Here is a 26171-nt window from a genome sequence, read left to right as displayed (position 1 = left end):
CAAACAGAAATGTAACATGTCATTAATTGTATTAATGGCTCCGCACCTTCTGCCTGCGGAGCCACTATCTGAAAAATCCGTCAGCCGCTGTGATAGCCACCATCAACCGGCAATACGGCACCGGTGACGAAAGCTGCCGCAGGTGACGCAAGGAAAAGCGTCGGCCCGACCAGATCGTCCACCGTGCCCCACCGCTTCAGCGCCGAGCGTTGCGCGATCTTGTCCGCACTGTCCTCGACCTGCCAGAGGTCTTTCGTCATGTCGGTCTTGTGATAGCCCGGCGCGACCGCGTTGACGCGCACGCCGTCACGACCATATTTATGCGCCATGGCGCGGGTCAGACCGACGATACCCGCCTTGCTCGCGGTGTAGGCGGGCACGGTTTCATCGGCAAGATAGCTCAGCATCGACGCCACATTGATGATATTGCCGCCGCTCGCCTTCAAGAGAGGATAAGCGCTGCGGGCGAGGCGCATGGCGCTCGACAGGTTGATATCGATCACATTCAGGAATGTATCTTCATCCCATTCCTTGTCCGGGCGGGAAATGCCCTGACAATTCACCAGAACATCCAGACGTTCCAGTTTGGCAAAAAATGCATCAGCGGCTGGCGCATCGCGCACATCCAGACGCTGGAATGACAGCCGGTCAGTCGCAAACTGTTCGGCCTCTGCGATACGCTGTTCGGAACTGCCCGTCGCGATGACGGTCGCACCGGCTTCGGCAAAACCGCGCGCCATGGCAAGCCCGATGCCGCTGGTGCCGCCGGAAACGATCACAATTTTGCCGTCAAATACCGGCTTTGCGAATGTGCTTACATCCATTTTGATTAACCTCCTCATTTGTCCTTGAAATCACGAAGCCAGTGCCCTGAGCGCCGAAACCACCATGTTGGCTGTAACGGGCATCGGCTCGTTGTGAATAATCTCGCCTTCGCGGGTGGCGCGCCTTGCGACGACGCTAAGTTTTTGTTCCGTCACCTCAGTTATGCCGATATCGGACAGGCGGGTCGGAAGGCGCACCGATTGACAAAAGCTGCGTACGCGCTCGAATTCTTCTGTTTCGCCAGCAATGAGCAGTCCCGCCAGCACGCCGATCGCGACCTTTTCGCCATGCAGATGATGGTGCACGTCATCCAGTTCGCAAAGGCCATGGTGAATGGCGTGGGCGGCTGCAACGCCGCCGGATTCAAAGCCAATGCCCGACAAAAGAATGTTGGCTTCAACGATGCGTTCCAGCGCCGGGCCCGTCTCGTTGCGGTCGCATTGCGCAAGTGCTTCTTCACCGAAGGCAAAGATTTCATCCCGGCATCTGGAGGCAATGGCAAAAGCCAGATTGGTGCCGGGCAGACCCATACAGTTCGCCGCACCACTTCGGCGGCAGGCCTCGGCCTCATAGAAGGTGGCAAGTGCATCGCCGATCCCCGCCGCCAGAAAACGGGAGGGAGCGCGCGCGATCAGCAGCGTATCGACAAGGACGAGATCAGGATTGCGCGGCAGGAACAGATCATAGGCAACCGTACCATCATCGCGATAAACCACGGCAAGCGCACTGCACGGCGCGTCGGACGCGGCAATTGTCGGCACCACGACAACCGGAAGGCCGAGCCGGTGAGCGACGGCCTTGGCGGTATCGAGCACCTTGCCACCACCGATCCCGACGATCAGGTCTGAGGACGATGTGACGGCCAGTCTCTCGACATGCTCCACTTCCGTTTCCGAACACTCGCCGCCATGTCTGACAGCCACCGGCTGCATGGCCTCGCCGAAGGCGGAACGCAGGCGCGGTTCCAGCTCCGCGAAAAGAAACCCGTCCAGAAGCGCCAAAGGTTTGACGCCAAGTTCGCGACTGTGCTGCCCCAGTTGCGCGAAGACATTGGGGCCCTGGATATAGCGGCCCGGAAAACGAATGCCACGGACGGAAGACAGGTTGCTCATGAAGCCCCTCCGATCCGCACCACGATTTTCCCAAGTACGTTACGCTCGCGCATGCTCTTGAGCGCATCGACCGCCTCGTCCAGCGCAATGACCTGCTCGATCATCGGGTCGATTTTCTTTTGCTGCAAAAGCGCCAGCATGGCGTCGCCCATCACGGCGAAGTCTCGCTGGGTGGGAACATGCCCGGCGGCATAGGCGCCGCCCAGCGCCACCTCATGGATGGAAGCGGCATAAGTATAGGGCGGAACGTCACGCAAAACCGGCATGGGATCGATGCAGAGCAGATGCCCGTTATAGCGGATCAGATCAAGTGACTGCCGCGCATCGCCGGGATTGGCGACCTCCAGCATGATATCGGCTCCGTAACCATCGGTGAGGGCGTGCACTTGTTGCTTCAGATCTTTTGCATGGCGGTCCAGAACATGATCCGCGCCAAGCGATCTTACGCGCGGTTCCTGATCCTTACGCGCCAGAGCGATGACCGTCGCGCCTTTGGATTTGGCGATCTGCATGGCAAAGCCGCCCACGGCGCCGCTCGCGCCCTGAACAAGTACGGTCTGCCCTGCTTCCACGTGCGCCTTGCGCACCAATGCCTGATAGGCCGTCAGGCCGGCACAGGGTAGCGCCGCCGCAGACGTCGCCGCTATGTCGTCTGGCAATCGGGACAGGACGTGGCTGTCAGCCAGTGCAAATTCGGCCAAAACGCCCTGCCGGTTAAGGTCGCTGTGCCATAGGACTCGATCCCCCACGTTCCAGCCCGTCACGTCCGGTCCCAGACTGTCGATCACGCCTGCGCCATCAAGGCCAACCACATGCGCGCCGGTTCCTTGCCACCATGGCGCAAAGCCGGTCGCAAGTTTCCAGTCCACGGGATTGAGCGATGCCGCCTCAACGCGGACGCGGACCTGCCCTTTAGAAGGTTGTGGACGCGGAATCCGGCGCAGGCTGACACCCTCCATCTTCTCGTCCGGCGCATCGCAAACGACGGCCCACATCAATGGCTCGCCTGAAACATGTAACATGTTAGAAATTTCTGCACTGCGGTCGGGATTTGTCATGCCGTCACTCGTCCATCAGACCGGCGTAATAGACTTCAGAATAGCCGATGTGCTGGCGCAGGAGTTTGCGCACCGCTTCCACATCATTGGCTTCGATTGCATCGCGCAATCCCTTATGCTCGCTGAGCGAATGTTCGACATGCTGCGGCTGTTGGCTGAAACGCGTGCGGAGCGCGGCAAAGCGGCTATTGACCTTGCTGGTGAATGTTTCCTCCAGGAAAGGCGAACATGCACTTTCCACGAACAGAAGATGCAACCGCGTATCGAGCTTTTGATATTCATCAATTGCCCCGCGCTGGGCGCAATCGACCATCTCGTCGTAAATCTCGCCGACGCTGCGCTGCAACACGCGCAGGCTGCGCTGCATGGCAAGCGAAATTGCCTCAAGTTCCAGCGCCGTGCGCAGCTCGGACAGAGCCTGAAGCTCCTGCGGCGTCGGCTTGAAAACAAAAGTTCCAGACTGCGCCCGGATTTCAATCAGCCCTTCTGCTTCAAGGCGGATATAGGCCGAACGGATTGGTGCCTTCGTGACCTGATAAAGTTCCGACAACTGGCCTTCCGAAATCTTCTCGCCCAGCGCAAATTCGTTGTTGACGATATCGGCGCGCAGTCGTTCCAGCACGATCTCGGATACCGGTTTCGGTCGGACGATTTTTGCAATCGTTTTCTTGGATCTCATATCATCCTGCCCGCTTGCTACCCATGGCGCCGGTCACAGTACCGGCCATGGCTTCCACTGCCTTTGCCGCGATCACAAGTGTCGTCGAGTTGGTATTGCCACTGATGATATTCGGCATTGCGGAAGTATCGCCGATTCGCAAGCCCTCGACACCCATCACTTTGAGATCGCTGGTGACAACCGCGTACGGATCGTCCTCGCGCCCCATTCGCGCTGTACCGACCGGATGATAAACGGTTTTGACGAATGCCCTTGCATGTTTGGCCAGCTCTTCATCCGTATCCTTGCCGGTGCCCGGAAAGATTTCGCGGTCGACCATATGCTTGAGCGGCGCCGAATTCAGCACCCTGCGCGCCTGACGCAAGCCAGCGACAGACAGGCGCAGATCTTCCGAATCGGACAGATAATTCGGGTTCACCAGGGGCTGTTCGTCAGCCTTTCCGGAACCCAGCCGTACCGTTCCCCTGGACGCCGGACGCAACACACAGGAATTGATGGTGACGCCATAGCTCGGCTTCAGATCGGCTGTGCCCCGGTCGAGATAAACCGAAGGAATACAGAACTGCTGTATTTTCGCGTCGTTAGAGAAATCATCCGGGTCGAAGAACGAACCGGCTTCCACCCCGTTCGATGTGACCGGACCGCTTTTGAACAGAAGATATTGCAGGCCATTGCGGATCTGGTTCCAGCCCCTATCCTGACCGAAATAGCCGTATTTGCCGTTGCAGAACGCAAGCACCGGCACCTCGGTGTGATCCTGAAGGTTTTCGCCAACGCCTGCGCGATCCAGCACAACGTCGATGCCGTGCGCCTTCAGATGCTGTTGCGGACCGATGCCCGACAGCATCAGGATTTTCGGCGTGGCGATGGCCCCGGCGCAAAGCACCACTTCCTTTTGCGCTTCGATCTCGGTTACGGCATTGCCACGCGAGAATATTACGCTCTTTGCACGTCCGTTTTCGATGCGCACGCGATGAACGAGGCTGCCGCTTGATATATCGATGAGCCCCGTTTTCGTCGCCGGATAGAGGAAAGCATCGGCTGCCGAGCAGCGTCGACCATTATGCGTGTTGAGCTGAAAAAAGCCCGCTCCGGTCTGCTGACCGCGATTGAAGTCAGCCTTGAAGGGCAGGCCCGTGGCCTGCGCTGCCTGTACATATGCTCGCGACAACTCATTGACATGCAGCGGATCCGACACTTTCATCGGTCCTTCGCTGCCATGCAGATCGTCGTTGAAACGGTTATTGCCTTCAATGGCGCGGAAAAGGGGCAAGAGGCGCTCGTAACGCCAGCTCTCGTCACCGGTCGCCTCCACCCAGCGGTCGTAATCGGTGGATTGGCCACGGATGTAAACCATCGCGTTGACCGACGACCCGCCGCCAATGACGCGGCCGGATGGAATGACCGGTGTGCGTCCATTGAGCTGTTCCTGTCGTACCGACTGGAAAAACCACATATAGCGCGCAGCATTCAGCAGCTTCACATAACCTGCCGGCATCTGGATCAGCGGATTGCGATCCGATCCGCCTGCTTCGAGAACCAGAACACTTGCGCCCTGCTCGGCCATTTTAGCCGCGATATAGGAACCGGACGTGCCGCCACCGACGACGATATAATCATAAGCCTTGCGCGTCATTTGAACTGGTCTTCCTTTGCCGCATGAAACAGAAGCAGTTGCGACGGATCGATGGAAATCGTGATCGCCTCACCGCGTTCTACACAAATATCCGGCGGCGTAACGATGGATATGCGGGTCGCGCCGACATCGGCAAAGACAATGCTGTGATCCTGCAATTCCTCGGTAATGAAGGCATTGGCTTTCAACTGGATCGGACCATGCGCGCCGATTTTCAGGAAATGCGGTCGCACTGCGATCTGTCCCTGTGGCCCTACCTCTTGCAGACGCGGCAGCAGATGTTCCGGCAGATCGATATGATTGCCCTCCACATCCAGCGCACGGTTGGAGGCTGCCTTATAGGGGAGAAAATTGATCGGTGGCTCTCCGACAAATCCCGCCACAAAGGCGTTTTTCGGGCGTTGATAAATCTCCGATGGGACGTCGAATTGCTGGATATTGCCGTTGCTCATCACCATGATGCGGTCGGCGAGCGCAAGAGCCTCTTCCTGATCATGGGTCACATAGATCATCGTATGGGCGAATTCCTGATGGATCGCCTTGATGAACCGCCGCATGCGATAACGCTGACGCGTATCGAGATGGCTGATAGGCTCGTCCAGCAAAAAGACCGACGGCTTTCTGACCAAGGCGCGCGCCAGTGAAACACGCTGCGCCTGCCCCGACGACAGACCGCCCGGACGCAACGAGAGCAAAGACTCCAACTCCATCTTGGATGCGATGTCGCGCACACGCTTTTTTACCTCCGCATCGCTCATGCCGGATGCGCGCAGCGGAAAGGCGATGTTTTCGAAAACGGTAATCGGCGCATAGAGCGCGTAATTCTCAAAGCTCATGGCGACGTTGCGATCGCGAGCGCGCACATCGTTGACCTTTTTACCGTCGAAATAAATGGCACCATCCGAAACGGTTTCAAGGCCAGCGATCATGCGCATGGTCGAGGACTTGCCGCAGCCGGAAGGCCCCAGAATAGCAACGAATTCACCGTCATTAATCTCAAAATTCAGCGGGTGCACGGCTTCCACGGTGCCGTATCGCTTGACGAGGTTTTCCGCTCTTATCGATGCCATGTGTCAGGCCCTTCCTTCCAGAGCCTTTTCGCCCTGGAACAACTGAAACTTGCCGGGATCGATTGCAACGCCGACCCTGTCACCAGCGCGCACAGAGGTCGTTGTCGGCAGCGATATCGACACCTGATCCCCACCCACATTGACGACGGCAATATTCGCATAACCAAGATGCTCGACGACGCTGACCTGCCCTGCAATCGTGCCGGACTTACCTGCTTCGCCAAGCGAAACCGCTTCCGCCCGGAAGCCGGCCTTGAGATCATCCAGCTTGCTGAAGCGGCTGAAATGTTCATCGGAGACAATCTTTTCACCGGCCAGGCTTGTCAGTCCGACGCTCTTGCCTTCGCCTGTCACACGCACGGAAACGAAACTCATCGGGGGATCGCCAATGAAGGAGGCAACAAAAGCGTTTTCGGGCCTGTGGTAAAGCTCCGCAGGGGTTCCAACCTGTTCCAGCTTGCCCAGATTGAGCACCGCGATGCGGTCGCCGAGCGCCAATGCCTCACGACTGGAGGTGGTGGTGAACACCACGGTCGCATTGAGGTCTTGCGCAAGCGCCTTGAGTTCAGCCCGCATCTGGTGACGCAGCTTTGCGTCAAGGTGGCCGATGGGTTCGTCCAGAAGATAAATGTCGGCCGGGCGGATGATAGCGCGTCCCAAAGCCACGCGCTGACGCTGCCCGCCAGACAGGAAGCCCGGACGGCGATCGAGCAGATGGCCGATGCCGAGCATCCCCGAGACCCGCTTGACCCTGTCTTCGACTTCCGCACGCGACATCTTGCGCGCCTTGAGCGGAAAGGCGAGGTTTTCGCCGACGCTCAGATGCGAATAAAGCGCGTAATTTTCAAACGCCATCGCAGCATCGCGCCGTTCGGGCGGCAGCGGCAACAGGGAAACGCCGTCGCGCTGAATATCGCCCGATGTCGGCCTGGTGATGCCGCCCAAAAGGTTGAGCATCGTTGACTTTCCGGCACCTGCTGGACCGTAGAGAACGAAGAAGCTACGCTTTTGAATATCCAGATTGATCTTGCGCAGCGCAACCGTTCGCAAGCCGTAACGTTTATGGACGTTGACAAAACTATACATGGTCAGTCCACCTCTTTCATGAGGGCGGCGATTTCAGCTTCGGCCAGCGCGCGCTCCTTGCGGCAGCTTTGACGGGCGAAAATGAAGAAGCCAATGGCGAGTATGGCGGCGACGATATTCATGATCGTGACCGAAAACCCACGGTCAGGAAAATGTGCTTCAAGAGAGCAGAGCCAGAAGAAGACAACGCCGATGTAGATCATCACGGACTTGAAGCCCGCATCCCAGATTTGTGAGAAAGACATCGTTACCCCCTCACCGCGCCGAAAGTCAGTCCGCGGACCATATAGCGCTGCATCAAAAGGACGAAGAGAAGCATTGGCGCGACCGAGATCGTTGCCGCTGCGGCGACGGGCCCCCAGAGAATGCCTTGCAGGGTGAAGAAGCTTTCAACGCCGACCGTCACCGTCGAGGCAAATTTGCGGGTGAGAATGTAGGCGAAGAGGAACTCGTTCCAGCAAAAAATCAGGGTGAAAACCGTGGTCACGGCAATGCCGGGTGCAGCCAGCGGTAACGTCACCTTGCGCAGTACTTTCATGCGACTGAGACCGTCCATACGCGCCGACTGTTCCAGTTCACGCGGAATGTCCTGAAAGAAGCTGACCAGAAGCCAGATGGCGAACGGCAGATTGAACATCACATAGGACACGATCAATGCGCCATGCTGGTCGAGCCCCAAATGCATGAACTTGCCAAATCCGGTGCGCCCGATATCGCGGAAGATCAGAAAATAAGGCAGGATCACCGCAATGGCTGGCATCATCTTGGTGGACAGGATGAAGAACAGCACATGACCATCGCCAACATTATAACGGGCGAAACTGTAAGCCGCGAGCGAGCCGACAACGATCACGATTGCAGTCGAGATCACCGAAATGATGAGCGTATTGCGCACATAGAAAAGGAACCCCTTGTCAAAGAGCGCATGCTGGTAGTTTTCCAGTGTCGGCGTGAAGAAAAACTGGGGTGGCGACACCATGATCGCCGATTCCGGCTTGAAGCTCGTCAGCAGCATCCAGAAAATCGGAAAGAAAAAGAACAGAAGTACGACAAGGATCGCCGCATAGCGCAGAATTTCTTTCAGTGGTGATGTCTTGTGTTGCAACATCTCATGCCTCCCCTGCACGATCGGTGAACTGCTTGAGCAAAGGCTTGAGCGCGAAGATTGACGCCACCAGCATCACGTAAAGGAAAAAGACAGCCATGGTCGAAGCATAGTCCATGCGGAAAAGCTTCAAGCCTGTGCGATAGAGATAGAAGGTCATGGTTTCCGTCGAGGTGCCAGGACCACCCTGCGTCAGCACTGCGACCGCATCATAGAGACGAACGCAATCAATGGTCCGCAGCACGAGGATCAGGAACAGAACCGGCTTGAGCAAGGGAAAGGTCAGCGTGCGCAGGACGCGCCATGTGGATGCGCCGTCCAGTTCGGCAGCCTCGAAGGGTTCCTTGGGCAGCGCCTGAAGCCCGGCCAGCACAATCAGGGCCACAAAGGGCGTCCACTGCCAGACGTCAAAAATAATGACCGACCAGAGCGCGATATTGAAATCGCCGAGCCAATTGGGCTCCGGCAGACCGAACGCGCCCAGCACCCAGTTTACGACGCCGAACTGCGTATCATAGAGGTAGCGCCAGAACAGCCCCGTCACGGCAGCCGAAGTCGCCAGAGGCAGGATCATGATCGACCGGATGAGGCCCTTGCCATAGCTCGCCCCGTGGATGAGAAACGCAATCGCTATGCCGAGCGACATTTGCAGGCCGACCGATACGATGGTGAATTTCAGCGTGATCCAAACCGCAGCCCAGAAGGCCTGGTCGGCAAATATCGTGCGGAAATTGTCGAGTCCGACATAGTCTCCCAGTTTACCACGCGAGAGGTCGGCAAAACGGAAAGATACGTCCACCGCATAATAAAGCGGCAACAGCGCGAAGATAACGATGACCAGCATCGCAGGAACGATAAGCAGGACCGAGAATGCGCGGTCGGACGCCACCTTTTCAGGCGGGGCGTGATAACTGTTCATGACAGGAATCCGGACTGTTTTCTGATAGGGATACCGGAGCGGCCCGCAAGTGGCGTCGGGCGGAAACCGCTCCGGGTGGATTGTTGGACATTTCAACAGGAAGGCTCAATGCTTCCAGAAACATGCCAGTTGATCCGTTGTTGGGATACCGTCCGACAACGATCTGGTTCACTTGCCGATGGGGCAAGGACCGCCGCAGATCTTTTCAACTTCAGTCGCAAGGCTTTCAGCCGCCTGCCGCGCGGTCAACTGACCGGCCGCCGCTGACTGCAACGGAATTTGCATGGTGTTGTAGATCTTGGCGCCAAATGGCGAGGAGACGAGATTGGACGTGAAACCGTTCATGCTCTCGAAGACCTTGGCCAGCGTTGCATATTCGCCATTGGTCTTGCGGGCTTCCGGCGTCTGGAACTTCGGATCGGTCAGGATCGACATCAGGGTGGTCGCACCGCCATAGGATGCAAACTTCGCCTGCGCTTCCGGTCCTCCGATATGGGCAATGAACTTCATTGCCATATCTGGATTTGCCGAACTCGACGAAACCGCCAGAAGGAAGCCGCCGACATAAGACATTTTACCCGGTGCCTCCGCGACGGCCATTTTCGCTCCGGGCACGCTTTCCTCGGTTTTGACCGCATTTGGCCATTGGTCGAGGAAGAAGTCATGCGTCATCGCAATCTGGCCGTCGCGCATCTGGTTCATGACACCGTCATAGGTGACGGTCAAAGCCGCGGGAGGCGCGAATTTCAGAAGTTCGATATAATCGGACAGGACCTTCTCGACGTCATCGACAGGAACCTTGCCCTCACTGTTCAGCCAGTCGGACTTCATGTCCCACAAAGGCGCCGACAACTCGTCCTGAATGTCGGGAAAACGACCGGCCATCAGACCGACACCGTAGAAGTCTTTTTTCAGAACTTCACCCTTCAGTTTTTCGCCCGCCTTGCGCGTGAAAAACTCGGCCATGTCGCGATGCTGCTTCCAGTCGGCGGGCTTCGCCAGCTCATAACCATATTTGGCTTTGAAGGCGGCCTGCTCCGTTGGATCTTCCCAAAGATCGGCGCGATAGAAGAAGCCCGAGGAATAGGTATAATAAGGCAATCCCCACAGATCGTCCTTATAACGGATCGTCATATTGGCGAGAGTGGGGTGAATATCGTCGATGATGCTTTGCTTGTCTTTCAGAAAATCCGTCATCGGCAGAATGAAGCCGTTTTCCGCAAACTCCGCATATTCCGCATTGTTGAGCGTCACGACATCATAAGCGCCGGTCTGCCCCACCATCTCGATAACCTGTTTGTTATAGAGCTGGGAATTGTCAATGTTGATGACATTGACCTTGGCGCATTCCTTTTCCTGAAAGTCATTGACGAGCTGCGCCATGGCGTCGGTGTAAAAACCTGCAATCGTAGACCAGGTGATCTCGACGCGATCCGCGTCGGAACAGGCAGCAGAAGCCGGACTGGACAAGGCGACAAGACAGAGCGCGCTGGCGCCCAGAAGATAATTTCGCATGATTTCCTCCCATTTCCTAATTAGACATGTAACATGTCAGATTGAGAGTCAAGACGGTATTTTCGTGCTATTGCGGATTTGAAATCCTGCCCTGCATGGCGATCGCTGCAAGGTCAGGCGGCATGAAATCCCATGTCGCAGCTGGGGCCTGGCAGAACTGCCGCGCCTCCTCCGCAGAATGAGGTGCACCTTTGCCGTCGGGAGATTAGCCGGCAAATTGATAATCACGGCGTTCTGCGCGCCGTAATTTGTTCGCCACGGCGACTGGGTGCCGTTTCAAGGGCCTGTAAGTTGTCGGCGGTTCTTATGAAATGACAGACCGAAGGCATCTTCGCCGCGTCGAGTCATTGACTTTTTTCAATTGTGACAGTTAAAAACGCTCAAAATTCCTTCAATGGACCATTCACAAGCGGCTATTTCGACCGCTACATCGCGTTAGTAATCAAGAGTAAATCATGGCAAACGAAGATCTCGAAGCTCGGCACTTAGAGACCTTGGATCGAGATTTGGGCCGTTTCGCCAACCTCGAAACGGCAGCGAGTTACGTTTCACGTCCGCTCGTGGCGCCGGGCGTCGCACTGGTATTTATCATCCTTGCCGGGCTTGGCGCGGCGATGCTGCTCGGTCAGACCAGCCAGACGCTGATTGTCGTCGCCGCAGCCGTTTTTGGCGCCTATATGGCCCTGAACATCGGCGCTAATGATGTGGCCAACAATATGGGCCCTGCCGTCGGTGCCAATGCTTTGAGCATGGGCGGCGCGATTGCGATTGCCGCCGTGTTTGAAAGTGCGGGTGCGCTCATCGCGGGGGCTGACGTCGTGTCCACTGTGGCGACGGGCATCATCGCGCCAGATACGCTCGCCACCCCGATGATGTTCATCTGGGCAATGATGGCGGCTTTGCTTGCCTCTGCCCTCTGGGTTAACCTCGCGACATGGATCGGTGCGCCTGTCTCGACCACTCATGCGGTTGTCGGCGGGGTCGTCGGAGCGGGTGTAGTTGCGGCAGGCCTCGGCGCAGTCAATTGGTCCCAGATGGCGGCCATCGCGGCAAGCTGGGTTATTTCGCCTGTGTTGGGCGCTATCATAGCGGCTGGTTTTCTTTGGCTAATCAAGGCCCGTATCGTCTATCGCGCGGATAAAATTGCTGCGGCTCGCGTCTGGGTGCCCATCCTTGTGGGGCTCATGGCGGGGACCTTTGCAACCTATCTGATCATGAAAGGACTGAAGCAGCTGATCGACGTGTCGATCGGGGTAGCCTTGATTATCGGATTGGCATTTGGCATCGGAAGCTGGATTGCCTTGATCCCGGTCATTCGCCGCCAGTCCCGGGGCCTCGAAAACCGTAACAAGTCGCTTAAAGTCCTGTTCAGCATTCCCTTGGTCGTGTCGGCTGCTTTGCTCAGCTTTGCCCACGGCGCGAATGATGTCGCCAATGCTGTCGGGCCACTCGCGGCAATTGTCCAGACATCACAGACTGGCACGCTAACTGACGGCGTTGTAATACCACTCTGGGTCATGCTGATTGGAGCCTGCGGCATTTCCTTCGGCTTGTGCTTGTTTGGTCCCAAACTCATTCGCATGGTTGGCAATCAGATCACAAAGCTGAACCCGATGAGGGCCTATTGCGTCTCACTCTCAGCCGCAATCACGGTCATTCTGGCCAGCTGGCTGGGGTTGCCCGTCAGCTCGACCCACATTGCCATCGGTGCGATCTTTGGGGTCGGCTTTTTCCGCGAATGGGACACAGAACGGCGGTTGAAGAAAGCACGCCAGGCTCTACCACTGAATTCTGTTCCCGTAGAAGAGCGTCGCCGTCGCAAGCTGGTTCGCCGTTCGCATGCGCTGACCATTGCTGCCGCCTGGGTAGTGACTGTCCCCGCCGCCGCGATCCTCTCCGCCATCCTGTTTGCGCTGCTGAACCAAATCTCCGCTGGAGTCTCCTGACCAGACCAAAAAACTCCGTCTCCTTGACCCGCCGAGGACAGTAATCGCCGCTTAGCTCCAACACATGGAACCTCAGCTGGTCTGGCCGGTTATCCTTGATGCGTGCGAGGAGGAGAGTGGCAATTGAGCCATTTCGATCTTTACTACTGGCCAGTACCATTCCGCGGCCAGTTCATTCGAGGAATTCTGGCTTATGCTGAATGTTCCTGGGATGAACATGATTTCGGCGAGATTGAAGAAGTCATGCGCCTTGATGTCGAGGAGCAGCCGATCGCATTTATGGGCCCACCGGTGCTGATTGATCGTCCGCGCAATTTTGCGGTGTCACAAATGCCCGCGATCGCCATGTACCTCGGAGAAAGGCTGGAACTCCTGCCAACAACGATCGAAAAACGAGCACTGACAGCCAAGATTGTAAACGATGCCAACGACGTCATCGATGAACTGACGCTCGACGGCGGGCGTGAAATGTGGACGCGTGAAAAATGGACCGAATTCGTTCCCCGACTACGCCAATGGCTCCGCATTTTTCAAGATACTGGCAAGCGAAACGGGCTTAAAGTCGATACAGGATTTATGCTTGGAACTGAAAAGCCCGGCATCGCCGACATCGTGACTTCTATCGTTTGGTCTACGATGGCCGACAGGTTCGCTACAATTGAGACCATAATCAAAGATACCTCACCGATGATATGGAGTCTTTCCAAGCGGATGCAGGAGATACCGTCGCTGGCTGCGCTGGATAGCAAAAGCTTCAATGATTATGGCGATGCCTATTGCGGCGGAGAAATCGAGAAGTCGCTTCGGAAAGTCGCGACCTAGAGCGGTTCCGGTTCAAACGGAATCGGGGAACCACTCTATCTATTTGTTTTTACGCATTATCCCACATGCAGGCCCGGTGCTTCCTGTCCTGTGCTTTCGACATATTCGGTATAGCCGCCACCATATTGCTGAATGCCATCCGGTGTGAGTTCCAGCACGCGATTGGAAAGCGCCGCCAGAAAACGACGATCATGCGATACGAAAAGCATTGTGCCTTCATAAGATGAAAGCGCCTTGATGAGCATTTCCTTGGTGTCGAGATCAAGATGGTTCGTCGGCTCATCGAGTACGAGGAAGTTCGGCGGATCGAACAGCATCGCGGCCATGACTAGCCGCGCTTTTTCACCACCGGACAGCACCCGGCATTTCTTCTCGATATCATCCCCGGAGAAGCCGAAGCAGCCAGCTAGCGCGCGCAATGGAGCCTGCCCTGCCTTTGGAAAACGCTGCTCCAGCCATTCGAGAATAGTGCTATCGCCGTCCAGAATATCCATCGCGTGCTGCGCAAAATAGCCAAGTTTCACGCTGGCGCCGAGATTCACAATCCCCTGATCGGGTTCCGCTGCACCTGCGACAAGCTTCAGCAGCGTCGATTTACCGGCGCCATTGACGCCCATAATGCACCAACGCTCACGGCGGCGAACCATGAAATCCAGTCCGTCATAGATCGTGCGGCTACCATAGGTTTTGTTGACGCCCTTGAGACTGACCACGTCTTCTCCCGAACGCGGAGCGGGCGCGAAGTCGAAAGCAACCGTCTGGCGCCGACGCGGTGGCTCCACACGGTCAATTTTTTCAAGCTTCTTCACACGGCTCTGCACCTGCGATGCATGAGATGCGCGCGCCTTGAAACGCTCAATGAACTTTATTTCTTTGGCCAGCATTGCTTGCTGACGCTCGAACTGGGCCTGTTGCTGCTTTTCGTTCAGCGCACGCTGGCCTTCATAAAAGGCATAATCACCCGAATAGGAATTAAGCGAGCCGCCATCGATTTCGATAATCTTGGTGACGATGCGGTTCATGAATTCGCGATCATGCGATGTCATCAACAGCGCGCCATCGTAGTTCTTGAGGAAAGCTTCGAGCCAGATCAGGCTTTCAAGATCAAGATGGTTGCTTGGTTCGTCGAGCAGCATCACATCAGGACGCATCAGCAAAATACGGGCAAGCGCAACGCGCATTTTCCAGCCGCCGGATAATTTGCCGACATCGCCATCCATCATTTCCTGACTGAAACTCAAGCCAGCCAGAACTTCACGCGCCCGGCCGTCCAGACCGTACCCGTCGAGTTCCTCATAGCGGGCCTGAACCTCGCCATAGCGCTCGATGATCGCATCCATCTCATCGAGCCGATCGGGATCGCACATGGCCGCTTCAAGTTCGCGCAGTTCCCCAGCAACAATGCTGACCGGCCCGGCGCCATCCATGACTTCGGCAACCGCCGAACGCCCACCCATTTCGCCGACATTCTGGTTGAAATAACCAATCGTCACGCCTTTTTCGACCGTGACCTGGCCTTCATCCGGCATTTCTTCACCGGTGATCATGCGGAAAAGCGTTGTCTTGCCGGCGCCATTTGGTCCGACAAGACCGATCTTTTCACCACGGTTCAATGCGGCGGAGGTTTCGATAAACAGAATGCGATGGCTATTCGACTTACTGATATTGTCGATACGGATCATGAGTGTGGGAGGCCTTGTGATAACTTGGCCTTCCTATGGCATGCCTTGCTCGCGCTGTCACGGGGCACCGCGCAACCCGCGTCGCTAATTTCTTTCTTAATACAGGAACGGGCAAATTGGCCATTGTTCGACGGGCAAGGCGGAAGCAACGCCGAACTACGCCGCTCGATCCCTTTCAACGCGATTTCGTCCGTGTTGCTTGGCACGATAGAGATAGCTGTCGGCGCGGGCGATTGCCGATTTAAACGGCTCGCCCTGTTCCAGCACTGTTACGCCAAAGCTCACGGTCAGCTGCAGATCGGCAGATATATGGCGCCATCGTCTGGCTGCAAATGTTTGGCGCAAATCCTCGGCCAAAGTGGTTGCAACCGCCGCAGAAGTTCCGGGCAGAAGTGCCACAAATTCCTCACCCCCCAAGCGCGCCACGCAGCTTCCCGGGCCAGCCCGTTCCTGTAACAATTGAGCAAAATCAGTCAAAACCATATCGCCGGCATGATGGCCAAACCGATCATTCACCGTTTTGAAGTGATCAATATCCGCAAGAATGATTGTCGTTGGCTCGACCGACCCATTGGCCAGCTGAAACGAGCGCAGGAACGCCTGCAGACCTCTGCGGTTTGGAACACGTGTGAGCGAGTCCGTGTGAGCCATATCGCGATAGCCGTTGATCAGATCGATACTCACCGCAAGGACAATCGAAAACGTTAAGATAACGCCGCCGAAAAGCCCCGTATATTGCAGCATGACGCCCCAGAACGAACGGCTCCAAAAGCCGACCTCAGGCGCGGCGTCGCTCAAAAACAGATAGACGACACTCTGAACCAAAAGAAACGCGAAGATGACAATAAAGGTCACAAAAAGTACATTCTCGGAAGAGGATTTCTTCTTTGCTCTCACCTGCCAGAGAGACGCCAATGTCAGTGATGCGCTGCCACTGAGTATCGACAGCGTCTCAAGCCTCACGCTTTGAAAAAGCACCAGCGATAGTGCCGCTGCGCCAAGGAAAATCACGACAAGAGCGATTTCTAAAACCGGCTTCTTTGGCATTTTGAAATGGTAAACCAGCGCGCGGCAGCATAGGGCCACGCCCGCCAGAATGAGCAAGTCCTCTCCCAAAGGTTTAACCGCCGAAAATGTGGCCGTGCGAAAGAGCATCAGGCCATAGCCAGCTCCAAGCAGGCATAATCCGCGGCCCCATAGAATTGTTGGAAAACCGAACCGGGCAGCAACAATCAGGCCAAAACCGCAAACAAGGATCAATAGTGGAACGGACCATTCCAAAGCGGAATTGATCATACGGCGGCCTTTACAATCATTTAGTTGAATACAGACTTAACTGATGTCAGAAGGCCGAGTATGCCACGCAAAAACGTGGATTGCTTACGCCGTCCTGTCTGCTGATCGACTAACACTTAAGGGCGCATTCAACAACCCACGGTTTACTTAAAATCAATCAAAACAATGTGTTAATCATACATGATTGGTGAGAAGAGTGACTACCTTATCTATAACGACCTGCTATTAGGGCGCACCTTTCCCAACGACGGTTGATATCTCATTCGTTGGCTTAGGGCTGCCATTCTGGCTGAGTGAATTCAGCCTACCTGCAGAGGATCGAGCTACTGACAATAGGATGGCTTCTTGCCGCCTACCATGCCGCAACCGCGCTTGATTTCATCCCTGATCAAATCGCATGAATTTCCCGAATTGCATGGCGGGTTGGTGGCGGGTGAAATTTCCTTGCATTGGTTGACGAGAATATTGGCTGCTTTCGCACCAATCTCCTGTCTGCAATCCATGGCTGCATCGGAATCGTCCTGCTGTCCGATTTTTTTCAGCCAACCCAGCTGTTGGCTCAAGAGACCTATTCTTTGACGCGTCAGAACTTCCTTGCAATCCGCTTCAGACACCATGATCGCGTAGTTTACTTGCTGATAGCGGCATTCACTGTCGCGGTACTTGATCCAGTTGCGCTGGCTTTCCTTGAGCTGCGCTTGACTTCCATCCGGCAAGGCATTGATGACCTGACCATAAAGATCATTCAGCCGGCGATCCGCCGCCTTCAAATCGGCATAGGCAAGAGAAGACTGGAGCACAGCAAACACAACCAAACCGAACATCATCAATCGCTGCATCGTCTCGCTCCTCTATCGCCTAAAATCTGAACGGGCACCGGCGGACCGAGCGTACTCGATCCGCCTTTACTGGTCTACTTGGTTGTATAACCGCCATTGACGAGAATTGTCTGACCCGTCATCCACCAGCCTTCCGAGACCAGCAAGCGGATCCACGGAACAATATCGCCAATATCCGTGAGGCCTGTCTTCGAGAAGCTCGAAAGTGCTGCGGCTGTCTTGTGATAGGCCACCGCGTCCGCACCTTCAGCGGGGTAGAAGAACGGCGTATCCATGGGACCGGGTCCGATAGCGGTCACTGAAATCCCGCGCTCACCGAACTCCTTGGAAGCGGCGCGCGTGAAATGTTCGACGGGAGCCTTCGTACCGGCATAGCTCGAATAAAACGGCGTATAAGCCCCGAGCAGCGAAGTGACCAGCGTGCAGATTTTGCCGTTATCGTTCAGTTGCTTGCCTGCTTCCTTGATGAAGAAGAACGCGGCTTTCGCATTGACTGCGGACATCTCGTCATATTCAGCCTCGGAGATCTCGGTCATTGGCTTCTTCAAGACCTTGCCGACGGTATTGATGGCAATATCCGGCTTGCCAAGGGCTGCAATCGCGTCAGCGAAAAGCTTCTCCGTCGCGCCAGCCGTGATCAGATTGGCCTGAAATGCAACGGCTTCCGCACCTGCCGCCTTGACAGCGGCAACGGTGGCATCGGCATCCGCTTTGCTTGCTGCGCTGTTATAGTGGATCGCGATTGCCTTGGCGCCATGAGAGGCGAGATCACGCGCGATAAGCCCACCCAGATTTTTCGCACCGCCAGCAATAATGACGGTTTTGCCTTTGATGGAATGATCGGTCATGGAAAGGGCCTCCTTTGAAAAGTACCGAATTTATCAGCAATCCTTCCAGAAAGGGTGCTGCTGATACTCGCTATATGAGCATGCATATCTGAGTTATCGCTACTAAATCAGATGCTGTTATTCGTTTCTGATTGAATTCAGATATGACAGTCGTTTTCGAACAATGGCGGCCCTTTGGAATGCGGCAAGTTAAGAGACAACCTGCCTGCGCAGTTATATTTCGCCACGCCGTATCTTTGTGGGTGTCGTATGCAAGCGTTCCCTTATCAGGGAAGTCATATGGCTTTGGCTTCCAAACCCGCAAATCCGCCAGATTTCGGCGAGCGGTAGATCGTCGGCGCGAATGAGAAGTTCTGCGCGCTCGACACGCAGATCAATGAGATACTGATGCGGGCTTTTGCCGGTGGTTTGACGAAAAGCGCGGGAAAAATGGCTGACCGATAAGCGCGCCAAACTTGCAAGGGTTTCGATAGGAATGGTATCTGCAAGATGCGAGCGCATATAATCGTCCACCGTGCGCCAGGCCCTTGCCGAGAATCCACCTGCGAGACCGTTATACGTAGTTTTCCTAATGGAAGAATGATTTCGCAGGAGATGCAGCCATAACGCGACATTCAGGGAATCCAGGTACAGCAAATTAGAGCTGTCGTTTCCGCGTAAAATCTCCTCCCGCATGAGCCGCGCAAGCGCCAATGCCGTCTTATCTATCCGCCCAGGGCTCAACGGCCTTAACTCAAACTCATCCGTTTCAAATTCTAGACCGGCCAGATTACGCAACCGATCGCTTCCAAAACAGGACAGGATGTTTTCCTTTGGCGTGCGCCAGCGCGCGAAGAGATCAGCCTGATCCGGAATAAGCTCCAGCGACCCCACCGGGACATTCGCAGTGGTGCTTCGGTCGGAGCCTATCCTCGCCTCCCGTTTTATCTGCGGTGTGAGCAGGATAAGCGCGAAGGGATCTGGGGCCACAATCTGGATTTGATTTGGCCCGGTCCGGGTAAGAGTGACCGCGCTTTGATCGGTCTTGTGCAGCTTACCCCATTCTTCGGGAATACTGTCGAGCCACTTCATCTGATCGCCCAACTCAAAACCGTACTAATCCGTTCGTTCTGCGCAACAAAAGGGCAACCGCTGCCAGTTAACTGGGGGCGAACTGACAGCGGTCTGTCACAGTGCCTGCGTTGGAGAGTGCGGACAGCCAACGATGTTCTGTGGACTTCGATTACCCACTCACGCGAGGGTAGAACTTCTTTTCTGTCGCGAAAGGGCTGGGTTCGAGCAGAGGGATATGTGCGCCGAAAAATGCCGCCTTGCAACTTTAGTCGCCAGGTGGCATGTCTGAAATCCATCCGCAGTTCGCCGATTAATAAATATAAGCTTCTCAAACTGGCCGCTGACAACCAGTATATCCGATCAACCATGCGCATCCCTTAAACGCATTATTTAACCCCCTCGTATTGACCAACGCTCAATCAGAATATGCTACTTTTAATATTTCTTATATAAGCAACACGATTTGGGGAGGTTACGTAACCGTCACATCCACCGCGAAACGTCAGACGGGGTTGATATCGGACGGAATGTTACGGAAAAACTTTGGTATGTAGCTTCCTTTGGGGATCGCGATATGGATGGGTTCCAGCTTTCCCTTCCCGTTATTGTAGGCGTCCAGTGATTGCCGGAGCCTCTTGGCACTTGTTCTCACGAGTGAATCGCCTGCAAGATCGTGCCCGCTTTTCCGGTCAAATACATCTAGGGCGATTGTATATTCTTTTATTCTGTCCGCCCGCCCTGAAAGGGTTTCTTCGACAATGTAGATAAGAAATTTCCGCGCACGCGGCGATCTGGAGAATTCGGCTGCACTTGTCAATTTGGCAAGACATGCACGTATAGCTTCATCCATATCCGGAAATTCAGTCTGTTCCACTTCCCGCTGTTTTACGCCATTCATCGAAATAGTGGACGTCTTCGAAAAATCGGCAGAAGAATGCATTATCTCCGCTCCGCTGTGCAGCACAGAGGCTTCGACCGTAGCGGACGACTGATCCAACGCACGCGATTTCGATAAGGGAAGCGTATCGGGAACTCGGCTTATCCTATCTCGATAGGCAGCAATGATATCCAAATTTATTGTCAGAAGCACTGACAGCGCGAGTATAAGACCGCCGAAAAGACCAGTATATTGCAGAAAGACGCCCCATATGGAATTACTCCATAGACCTATTTTTGGATCGACGTCTTGAACAAATATATATGCCGCCGCTTGCACCAGCAAACAAAGAAAAGCAAGAGAAAAAACGAATATTAATATCAATTCACTAGCGATTCTTGTTCCAAATTTTACGCGTGATAAATATGAAAGCAAAAGAAAAGCACATCCTATTAGAATAGATAGACTTTCCAGCCTAACACTTTGAAAATAGAACAATGAAAAAGCAGCCGTTGCTAAAGAGAGAAAAATAATCAGCGCATCCAAAATCGATATAACCCGAAGCTTAAACTTGCTCGCAAACGCATGGCAGCAAATTGCAATCCCCGACAGTATCAGGAGATCTTCACCAAGCGGTTTAATAGCGGAAAAGCTTTCAGTACGAATAAGCATCAACGAATAACCGACGCCCAAAAGACACAAACCGACGCCCCATTTTATGGTCGTCGCGTTCAACTTTGCCGCGACGATAAGTGCGATCCCGCAAAGGAAAAGCAATATCGGAACGGACCACTCCAGGGCAGCAGTTAACATAGTTCAGGGCCTTTTCTTTAAACGGCGATAACGAGGGCAATAAAGGGGGGAACCCGCGCTATGTAATTTGGAGGGTTGATAGCCGCTCCTTTTAAAAATCGACTAACACCAGGTCTTTGGCCCTACAATAAATTTAATCGCTTATGCATTTCAAATGAGTATTTATTTCGTACATTTTCAGTGAACGCGCATATAACGGGGGACACTAAAAAGAATTCAGTATCCCCCTCGCGAGGACGGCACGAAAGCTTTCGATTGTTGATCCAGCCGTCCGTTTAGTTGTCGGTATCCGGATTATCGACTTCGCATCCCACGCCATGGCAACCGGTATAATTGCCTTGTGTATCGAAGTTCGGATTGCCGTCCCTGTCGAACTGTGGCCGTGTATCTATCTGGCTTTCTTCACGGCGGCGGCGCTCCCGCTTGCGTTCACGATCACGCTCTTCCTGTGCCTGAATGCGATCCTGAGCGCGCTGCTCATCTTGTTCATGAAGCGCACTTTGTTGCATCATGCAGTTCGCGAAGGCATCGGTGCCCGGGCGAAAGCCGAAGGAGGAACATTTGTCTTGGAAGACTTCATCTGCGGTGACACAGCCAGTGATTACCAAAGGCACAGCTGCAAGTATGAGGTACTTTAAATTCAATCGTGGCATTCGATACTCCTCATATGGGGGAACAGATGGCCGCGTGCGAGGCTATGCTGGATCAAGCCCGTCTCGAAAGAACACGGCACCAGAGCAACATTTAAACTTGGAAACACGACGACGACTGCATTTTTAGAGGTCTTTGTTAGCTGACTTCCTGTAGTTCGCGATCTGCAATGTCATCCTGACTTTTAGAAAAGGGCGACCACGTCATTTCGTGGCAGCGACGCATCCGGCCAGAGATTAATCCACCCGACGGCCAATATTAACAGCCGCCGCGCCCCCGCCCATTAAGAGCTTCTTGTCTATGGCAGATTCGAAGTAAATACGAAATCTTATTTTTGACGACGCATAACAACATTGCCATTTGCTTTGCGTTTTAAAGATAAGGGCGGCGCGTTTGCGCGCCCTCATCTATGCAAGCTGCTAATCAGGGCTGTCCACCAAACATCCGACACCGTGACAGCCGATATAATTGCCATGCGTATCGTAGTTGGGTTCGCCGTTTCTATCGAACTGCGGTGTGTTATCGATACGCTCAGAGCTATCCGGCCTGTCGACAGTGCACCCAATGCCGTGGCAGCCATTATAGTCACCGGAGTCACGGTAGTTGCTTGTTGCATGGCTGTGTTTGTGCTTGTTATCGGCAACCATTCCCTCGACGATTGCACCGAGAACTGCGCCTGCGACAACACCGCCAATATCATGACCATGATGATCATACTGGCGCGCACCCGGATCGAACCCATCGCCTCGGCCATGGTGATAGCCACCGACATCTGCAAAAACGCCGGAGCACCCTTGCGCAACCCATATATAGCGGCTCTTTGGATTGTATCCCCACGTGCGGTTCAGTATGCAAGCAGAGCTTGACGTTTGATGGATAAGTTGTGGCCTGGACAGCGGCCCGGCGTAGCATTCATCGTATTTGTAGTCTCTTGAGCGGCACTCGACAGTCGTTTGAGCTTTTGCTTCGAGAGTGAACGGCGGCGCAATTGTTGCACCAACCGCGATAGCCCCCACCATGGTCAGATATCTTAGCATTCTTCCCTCCGAATCCGTTGACATTCCGTCGTGCTGGTCAGAGTGCGCCTAGAACACGTGACCAATGCAACAAACCCACGAGATATACTTATACAATTTCGTGATGACTTGTTTAGTGTAATCTGAATTAATGTTAACATAAAGAAAATTAGTAACTTATAATATACATCTATTTATGAGATAATGGGCGCGAGTTGCCTGCTGCACTTAAGTGCTGATCGCGACGCTACTGAAATGGAGTTCTGCAAGGAAAGTGGCTTCGGCGAAGGTAATCGGCTGGAGAGGTATTTCTAAAAGCAATTAGAACGCGAAGACAGAGTGATAATTCGTCGCGCGACTATTCAATCGCCATTCTGTTGGTTCTTCTCAATCTGATAGGTAAGCCAGCGGCAGAACATGCCGATAATGGATGTTGCCGCGCCGGATATCAAACATATCGTCAGCAAAATACTTTTCTGCGCGCCGTCCCAACTGACGACTGCCAACAGCAAAACGCTTAGCGTGGAAACGAGATAGCCAGCACCCTTCAGTTTGTGCAAGGAATTCGGGCTCATCCTCGCCCCCATCTCGCTAATCGTTTTTAACGCGCTCAACAAGCTGAGCGAATGGCCCGTCAATATATGCCTGTAGCGTCGGGAGTGCCTCGGCCTTGATGCCCTTCTGACCGAGAAAATACTTGATTAGTGCATCGGAGCCTTTCATGAACTTGCCCCGCTCAACCTCTGCAGCGGGGAAGCTCAAATCCTCCAGCACCGGGGACAATTTTTCCCTGATCTGAGCCTGCTCAGTTGTTCCTTCGGCAAACTCGATAAGCTCAATACAATCAAGCATTCCGGCTTCCAGCAATGCGAGCCGCAGTTTGAAACAGAAAGAGCAGCCTTTCTTCAAATAGACCACAGGCTTGCTTAAAGCGGGTTCAGGCGCATCGGATGCCGATAGCCCTTCTCCCATGGCGCCGGTGACGCCTCCGGTTTCCTCGTCTGGTCCAGGCTTGCTATAGTGATCATCGTCTGCGGTGCGAACTGATTTGGGTTGATTGTTCATGTCTCTCTCACTGCATTAGCGGACAAACGGGGAAGGCCACTTGGTTACAGTTTTACGGCCTCCTCGCGCGGCCAGAACCTGAGCTTGCGGCAAGCTTCGACAAAAACCGGGATCGAAGTCGCACTGTCGATGGAAAGCAGGCCCTTATCGGCATCCGGCGCTATGCCCGCCTTTGCAAGGAGCGGAAGGGCCCCGGAATTGAACCCGATGAACTTGCAATGCGCAAAAGCATCGGCCACGAAATCACGCGCTGCAGCTTCTCCGGTCAATCTATTGGCCGCCTCTTCTGCCAGGACAAGGGCAACGGCGTCAAACACAACAGAGGGGCCACCATCAATCATATGATGGGCCACGATCCATTCGCCAGCAGAGGTCTCAAAACCGCCAACTGTTGGAGAGACAAGTTCTATCACCGCTCCTTCTGTCACAGCCGCCTCACGGATCGCTTCAACCAGTTCCATATCCGTCCCATTCGCCACAAGAACGCCGATCTTGCGGCCCTTGAAGCTTGAGGGGCCATTTTCAATAATGCTGAGCGCTGGCGACAGAGGGAGATCCTGGCGAACGGGTGCAAGAGCATCGGCAGGCTTTGGCATTGTGCGGATGCCAAGCCTCTCCGCGACCTCGTTTGCCAGCCCCTCTTCAATATTCATCAAATGCGAGACCATCCGTTCGCGGATAATGGGCGTTTCTACTTTCGACAGTTCGAAGGTCAACGCCATCGCAATATGTCTTTGCTCAACCGATGTCTGGCTCAGATAGAATTGGCGAGCCTGGCTATAATGATCGTTAAAACTCTCCGGGCGCAAACGGACTTTTTCACCGCTTTCCTGCGCCTCAAAAGACCGGAAGCCGTTGACTGGATCGGGGCGCGGCCCCTTCCCCCAGGAATTGGGCTGATAATTGGCCCGGCTGTCTGGATTGCGCATAGCCATATGCCCGTCCTGCTGAAAATGCGCAAACGGACATTTGGGCGCGTTGATGGGAAGCTGGGTGAAATTCGGTCCACCGAGCCGCTTCAGCTGGGTGTCCAGATAGGAAAAATTGCGCCCCTGAAGCAAAGGATCGTTTGAGAAATCAATGCCGGGCGGCACATTCTGCGTCATGAATGCAACCTGCTCGGTCTCCGCGAAAAAGTTCTCCGGCATGCGGTCGAGGACCAGCCGACCGACCGAAATCGGCTGGAGAATTTCTTCGGGTATCAGCTTGGTCGGATCCAGCACGTCGAAATCGAAGCTGTCCGCAAATTCCTGATCGAAGAGTTGCACGCACAATTCCCATTCCGGGAAGTTACCGGTTTGAATGGCAGTCCAGAGATCGCGCCGGTGAAAATCCGGATCGGCCCCGTTGATCTTCACAGCCTCGTTCCAGACGACCGATTGCAGTCCAAGCTTCGGTTTCCAGAGAAATTTGACGAATGTCGATTGATTGTCCTCGTTCAAGAAGCGGAACGTATGGACACCGAACCCTTCCATGAAGCGAAACGAGCGTGGGATTGCGCGGTCCGACATGATCCACATGATCATGTGCATGGATTCCGGCGTCAGGCTGATGAAATCCCAGAAATTATCGTGAGCGGATTGTGCCTGCGGAAAAGCGCGATCCGGCTCTTCCTTCACGGCATGAATGATGTCAGGGAAGCGTATCGCATCCTGAATGAAGAAGACTGGAATATTGTTGCCCACGAGATCCCAATTGCCTTCCTTGGTGTAAAACTTGACCGCAAAACCGCGCACGTCACGGGCGAGATCGAACGAGCCTTTTGAACCCGCAACCGTGGAAAAGCGGACGAAGACCGGTGTTTTCTCGCCAACGCGCTGGAATATATCGGCGCGCGTATATTCGGAGATCGACCGGGTGGTCTCAAAATAACCGTGCGCGCCATATCCTCTCGCATGGACGACACGTTCCGGTATGCGTTCATGGTCAAAATGAAAAATCTTTTCCCGAAAATGGAAATCCTCGGTCAGCGTTGGGCCGGATTCGCCGATTTTAAGCGTGTTCATATCGTCTGATACCGGCCCGCCCTGAGATGTCGTCATGACCGGAACATCGTCAGTCGCAATCTGGTGAAGATCGCCACTGTTGCCGGGAAAAAGCTTCTGGTCGTGGATTGTAATCGGCTTGTCTTCGGCGCTCGGCCTTTTGCTCGCGGGCATGGTTCGCCTCCCCTTTTTCAACGGTTGTGAGCCACTTGGAGTGACAGGAGCTTGCGTCCTAACCTTGCGAATTGGGGTTTGTTCCAAACTGCCCGCTTG

Annotated in this window: 24 protein-coding genes; 2 read left to right on the top strand and 22 right to left on the bottom strand. The window is 54.5% G+C overall.

All coding sequences use genetic code 11. The features are described from left to right. Positions 1–80 precede the first annotated feature (80 nt). The 11 genes from FIC94_RS18725 to FIC94_RS18675 all read right to left on the bottom strand — a co-directional run bounded on the left by FIC94_RS18725 (position 81) and on the right by FIC94_RS18675 (position 11005). The gene (locus FIC94_RS18725; RefSeq protein WP_140026001.1) at positions 81–824 is read right to left on the bottom strand and encodes an SDR family NAD(P)-dependent oxidoreductase; all 744 of its coding nucleotides are present in this window, start codon (positions 822–824) and stop codon (positions 81–83) included. A gap of 30 nt (positions 825–854) precedes the next feature. Beyond that, positions 855–1937: a glycerol dehydrogenase gene (locus FIC94_RS18720; protein ID WP_140026000.1), complete on the bottom strand. Its 1083-nt coding sequence runs from the start codon at positions 1935–1937 to the stop codon at positions 855–857. Continuing rightward, a complete protein-coding gene (locus FIC94_RS18715) occupies positions 1934–2959 on the bottom strand; it encodes a zinc-binding dehydrogenase (RefSeq protein ID WP_235892067.1) in 1026 nt (341 codons plus the stop codon). Before FIC94_RS18715 ends, FIC94_RS18720 begins: the two co-directional genes overlap by 4 nt. Positions 2960–2999: 40 nt before the next feature. Next, a complete protein-coding gene (locus FIC94_RS18710; protein ID WP_140025998.1) occupies positions 3000–3674 on the bottom strand; it encodes a GntR family transcriptional regulator in 675 nt (224 codons plus the stop codon). A 1-nt stretch (position 3675) separates the two neighbouring features. After that, complete coding sequence (locus FIC94_RS18705; RefSeq protein ID WP_140025997.1) at positions 3676–5310, bottom strand: GMC family oxidoreductase; 1635 nt, start codon at positions 5308–5310, stop codon at positions 3676–3678. Continuing rightward, a complete protein-coding gene (locus tag FIC94_RS18700) occupies positions 5307–6380 on the bottom strand; it encodes an ABC transporter ATP-binding protein (RefSeq protein ID WP_140025996.1) in 1074 nt (357 codons plus the stop codon). Before FIC94_RS18700 ends, FIC94_RS18705 begins: the two co-directional genes overlap by 4 nt. A 3-nt stretch (positions 6381–6383) precedes the next feature. After that, on the bottom strand, positions 6384–7466 hold the full coding sequence (locus FIC94_RS18695) for an ABC transporter ATP-binding protein (protein ID WP_109365618.1): 1083 nt from the start codon (positions 7464–7466) through the stop codon (positions 6384–6386). Positions 7467–7468: 2 nt separating this feature from the next. Further along, a complete protein-coding gene (locus FIC94_RS18690; RefSeq protein WP_140025995.1) occupies positions 7469–7711 on the bottom strand; it encodes a hypothetical protein in 243 nt (80 codons plus the stop codon). Between the two features lie 2 nt (positions 7712–7713). Next, on the bottom strand, positions 7714–8574 hold the full coding sequence (locus tag FIC94_RS18685) for a carbohydrate ABC transporter permease (RefSeq protein ID WP_121539057.1): 861 nt from the start codon (positions 8572–8574) through the stop codon (positions 7714–7716). A 1-nt stretch (position 8575) separates the two neighbouring features. Further along, positions 8576–9490 carry a carbohydrate ABC transporter permease gene (locus FIC94_RS18680; RefSeq protein WP_140025994.1) on the bottom strand — a complete coding sequence of 305 codons (915 nt, stop codon included), beginning with the start codon at positions 9488–9490 and terminating at the stop codon, positions 8576–8578. Positions 9491–9658: 168 nt separating this feature from the next. Next, a complete protein-coding gene (locus FIC94_RS18675; protein WP_140025993.1) occupies positions 9659–11005 on the bottom strand; it encodes an ABC transporter substrate-binding protein in 1347 nt (448 codons plus the stop codon). Between the two features lie 455 nt (positions 11006–11460). On the opposite strand from FIC94_RS18675, the gene FIC94_RS18670 reads away from it, so the two are divergent. Both FIC94_RS18670 and gst read left to right on the top strand, forming a co-directional pair. Beyond that, the gene (locus tag FIC94_RS18670) at positions 11461–12951 is read left to right on the top strand and encodes an inorganic phosphate transporter (RefSeq protein ID WP_140025992.1); all 1491 of its coding nucleotides are present in this window, start codon (positions 11461–11463) and stop codon (positions 12949–12951) included. Between the two features lie 123 nt (positions 12952–13074). After that, positions 13075–13773: a glutathione transferase, Atu5508 family gene (gst, locus tag FIC94_RS18665; protein WP_140025991.1), complete on the top strand. Its 699-nt coding sequence runs from the start codon at positions 13075–13077 to the stop codon at positions 13771–13773. A gap of 56 nt (positions 13774–13829) precedes the next feature. Here the strand turns inward: gst and FIC94_RS18660 are convergent, their stop codons facing one another. The 11 genes from FIC94_RS18660 to katE all read right to left on the bottom strand — a co-directional run bounded on the left by FIC94_RS18660 (position 13830) and on the right by katE (position 26072). After that, positions 13830–15455: an ABC-F family ATP-binding cassette domain-containing protein gene (locus FIC94_RS18660; RefSeq protein WP_140025990.1), complete on the bottom strand. Its 1626-nt coding sequence runs from the start codon at positions 15453–15455 to the stop codon at positions 13830–13832. A gap of 156 nt (positions 15456–15611) precedes the next feature. Further along, positions 15612–16751: a GGDEF domain-containing protein gene (locus FIC94_RS18655; protein WP_140025989.1), complete on the bottom strand. Its 1140-nt coding sequence runs from the start codon at positions 16749–16751 to the stop codon at positions 15612–15614. 323 nt (positions 16752–17074) lie between these two features. Then, a complete protein-coding gene (locus FIC94_RS18650) occupies positions 17075–17590 on the bottom strand; it encodes a lysozyme inhibitor LprI family protein (RefSeq protein ID WP_140025988.1) in 516 nt (171 codons plus the stop codon). A 74-nt stretch (positions 17591–17664) separates the two neighbouring features. Continuing rightward, positions 17665–18438: an SDR family oxidoreductase gene (locus tag FIC94_RS18645; protein ID WP_109365609.1), complete on the bottom strand. Its 774-nt coding sequence runs from the start codon at positions 18436–18438 to the stop codon at positions 17665–17667. Positions 18439–18651: 213 nt separating this feature from the next. Continuing rightward, positions 18652–19509 carry a helix-turn-helix domain-containing protein gene (locus FIC94_RS18640; protein ID WP_140025987.1) on the bottom strand — a complete coding sequence of 286 codons (858 nt, stop codon included), beginning with the start codon at positions 19507–19509 and terminating at the stop codon, positions 18652–18654. A 484-nt stretch (positions 19510–19993) separates the two neighbouring features. Next, positions 19994–21181, bottom strand: coding sequence for a hypothetical protein (locus FIC94_RS18635; protein ID WP_140025986.1), 1188 nt, complete (start codon positions 21179–21181; stop codon positions 19994–19996). 275 nt (positions 21182–21456) lie between these two features. Continuing rightward, the gene (locus FIC94_RS18630) at positions 21457–21834 is read right to left on the bottom strand and encodes a hypothetical protein (RefSeq protein WP_140025985.1); all 378 of its coding nucleotides are present in this window, start codon (positions 21832–21834) and stop codon (positions 21457–21459) included. 417 nt (positions 21835–22251) lie between these two features. After that, positions 22252–22869: a DUF3011 domain-containing protein gene (locus tag FIC94_RS18625; RefSeq protein ID WP_109365605.1), complete on the bottom strand. Its 618-nt coding sequence runs from the start codon at positions 22867–22869 to the stop codon at positions 22252–22254. A gap of 341 nt (positions 22870–23210) precedes the next feature. After that, positions 23211–23423, bottom strand: a complete 213-nt coding sequence (locus FIC94_RS18620) for a hypothetical protein (protein ID WP_124915777.1) — start codon at positions 23421–23423, stop codon at positions 23211–23213. A gap of 16 nt (positions 23424–23439) precedes the next feature. After that, on the bottom strand, positions 23440–23913 hold the full coding sequence (locus tag FIC94_RS18615) for a glutathione S-transferase domain-containing protein (protein ID WP_140025984.1): 474 nt from the start codon (positions 23911–23913) through the stop codon (positions 23440–23442). A 44-nt stretch (positions 23914–23957) separates the two neighbouring features. After that, positions 23958–26072 (bottom strand): catalase, encoded by a 2115-nt coding sequence (gene katE, locus FIC94_RS18610; RefSeq protein ID WP_140025983.1) that lies wholly within the window; start codon positions 26070–26072, stop codon positions 23958–23960. Positions 26073–26171: the final 99 nt, after the last annotated feature.

Origin of the sequence: Ochrobactrum teleogrylli (assembly GCF_006376685.1) — a bacterium.
In the GTDB taxonomy this organism is placed as follows: Bacteria; Pseudomonadota; Alphaproteobacteria; order Rhizobiales; family Rhizobiaceae; genus Brucella; species Brucella teleogrylli.
Note: the sequence above shows the minus strand (reverse complement) of the source record. Positions and strands in the feature narration are given on the sequence as shown.

Bases quoted from the DNA above. Each gene is read 5' to 3' on its own strand.
- FIC94_RS18725 (WP_140026001.1), bottom strand. From the start codon at position 824: ATGGATGTAAGCACATTCGCAAAGCCGGTATTTGACGGCAAAATTGTG.
- FIC94_RS18720 (WP_140026000.1), bottom strand. From the start codon at position 1,937: ATGAGCAACCTGTCTTCCGTCCGTGGCATTCGTTTTCCGGGCCGCTAT.
- FIC94_RS18715 (WP_235892067.1), bottom strand. From the start codon at position 2,959: ATGTTACATGTTTCAGGCGAGCCATTGATGTGGGCCGTCGTTTGCGAT.
- FIC94_RS18710 (WP_140025998.1), bottom strand. From the start codon at position 3,674: ATGAGATCCAAGAAAACGATTGCAAAAATCGTCCGACCGAAACCGGTA.
- FIC94_RS18705 (WP_140025997.1), bottom strand. From the start codon at position 5,310: ATGACGCGCAAGGCTTATGATTATATCGTCGTCGGTGGCGGCACGTCC.
- FIC94_RS18700 (WP_140025996.1), bottom strand. From the start codon at position 6,380: ATGGCATCGATAAGAGCGGAAAACCTCGTCAAGCGATACGGCACCGTG.
- FIC94_RS18695 (WP_109365618.1), bottom strand. From the start codon at position 7,466: ATGTATAGTTTTGTCAACGTCCATAAACGTTACGGCTTGCGAACGGTT.
- FIC94_RS18690 (WP_140025995.1), bottom strand. From the start codon at position 7,711: ATGTCTTTCTCACAAATCTGGGATGCGGGCTTCAAGTCCGTGATGATC.
- FIC94_RS18685 (WP_121539057.1), bottom strand. From the start codon at position 8,574: ATGTTGCAACACAAGACATCACCACTGAAAGAAATTCTGCGCTATGCG.
- FIC94_RS18680 (WP_140025994.1), bottom strand. From the start codon at position 9,490: ATGAACAGTTATCACGCCCCGCCTGAAAAGGTGGCGTCCGACCGCGCA.
- FIC94_RS18675 (WP_140025993.1), bottom strand. From the start codon at position 11,005: ATGCGAAATTATCTTCTGGGCGCCAGCGCGCTCTGTCTTGTCGCCTTG.
- FIC94_RS18670 (WP_140025992.1), top strand. From the start codon at position 11,461: ATGGCAAACGAAGATCTCGAAGCTCGGCACTTAGAGACCTTGGATCGA.
- FIC94_RS18660 (WP_140025990.1), bottom strand. From the start codon at position 15,455: ATGATCCGTATCGACAATATCAGTAAGTCGAATAGCCATCGCATTCTG.
- FIC94_RS18655 (WP_140025989.1), bottom strand. From the start codon at position 16,751: ATGATCAATTCCGCTTTGGAATGGTCCGTTCCACTATTGATCCTTGTT.
- FIC94_RS18650 (WP_140025988.1), bottom strand. From the start codon at position 17,590: ATGCAGCGATTGATGATGTTCGGTTTGGTTGTGTTTGCTGTGCTCCAG.
- FIC94_RS18645 (WP_109365609.1), bottom strand. From the start codon at position 18,438: ATGACCGATCATTCCATCAAAGGCAAAACCGTCATTATTGCTGGCGGT.
- FIC94_RS18640 (WP_140025987.1), bottom strand. From the start codon at position 19,509: ATGAAGTGGCTCGACAGTATTCCCGAAGAATGGGGTAAGCTGCACAAG.
- FIC94_RS18635 (WP_140025986.1), bottom strand. From the start codon at position 21,181: ATGTTAACTGCTGCCCTGGAGTGGTCCGTTCCGATATTGCTTTTCCTT.
- FIC94_RS18630 (WP_140025985.1), bottom strand. From the start codon at position 21,834: ATGCCACGATTGAATTTAAAGTACCTCATACTTGCAGCTGTGCCTTTG.
- FIC94_RS18625 (WP_109365605.1), bottom strand. From the start codon at position 22,869: ATGCTAAGATATCTGACCATGGTGGGGGCTATCGCGGTTGGTGCAACA.
- FIC94_RS18620 (WP_124915777.1), bottom strand. From the start codon at position 23,423: ATGAGCCCGAATTCCTTGCACAAACTGAAGGGTGCTGGCTATCTCGTT.
- FIC94_RS18615 (WP_140025984.1), bottom strand. From the start codon at position 23,913: ATGAACAATCAACCCAAATCAGTTCGCACCGCAGACGATGATCACTAT.
- katE (WP_140025983.1), bottom strand. From the start codon at position 26,072: ATGCCCGCGAGCAAAAGGCCGAGCGCCGAAGACAAGCCGATTACAATC.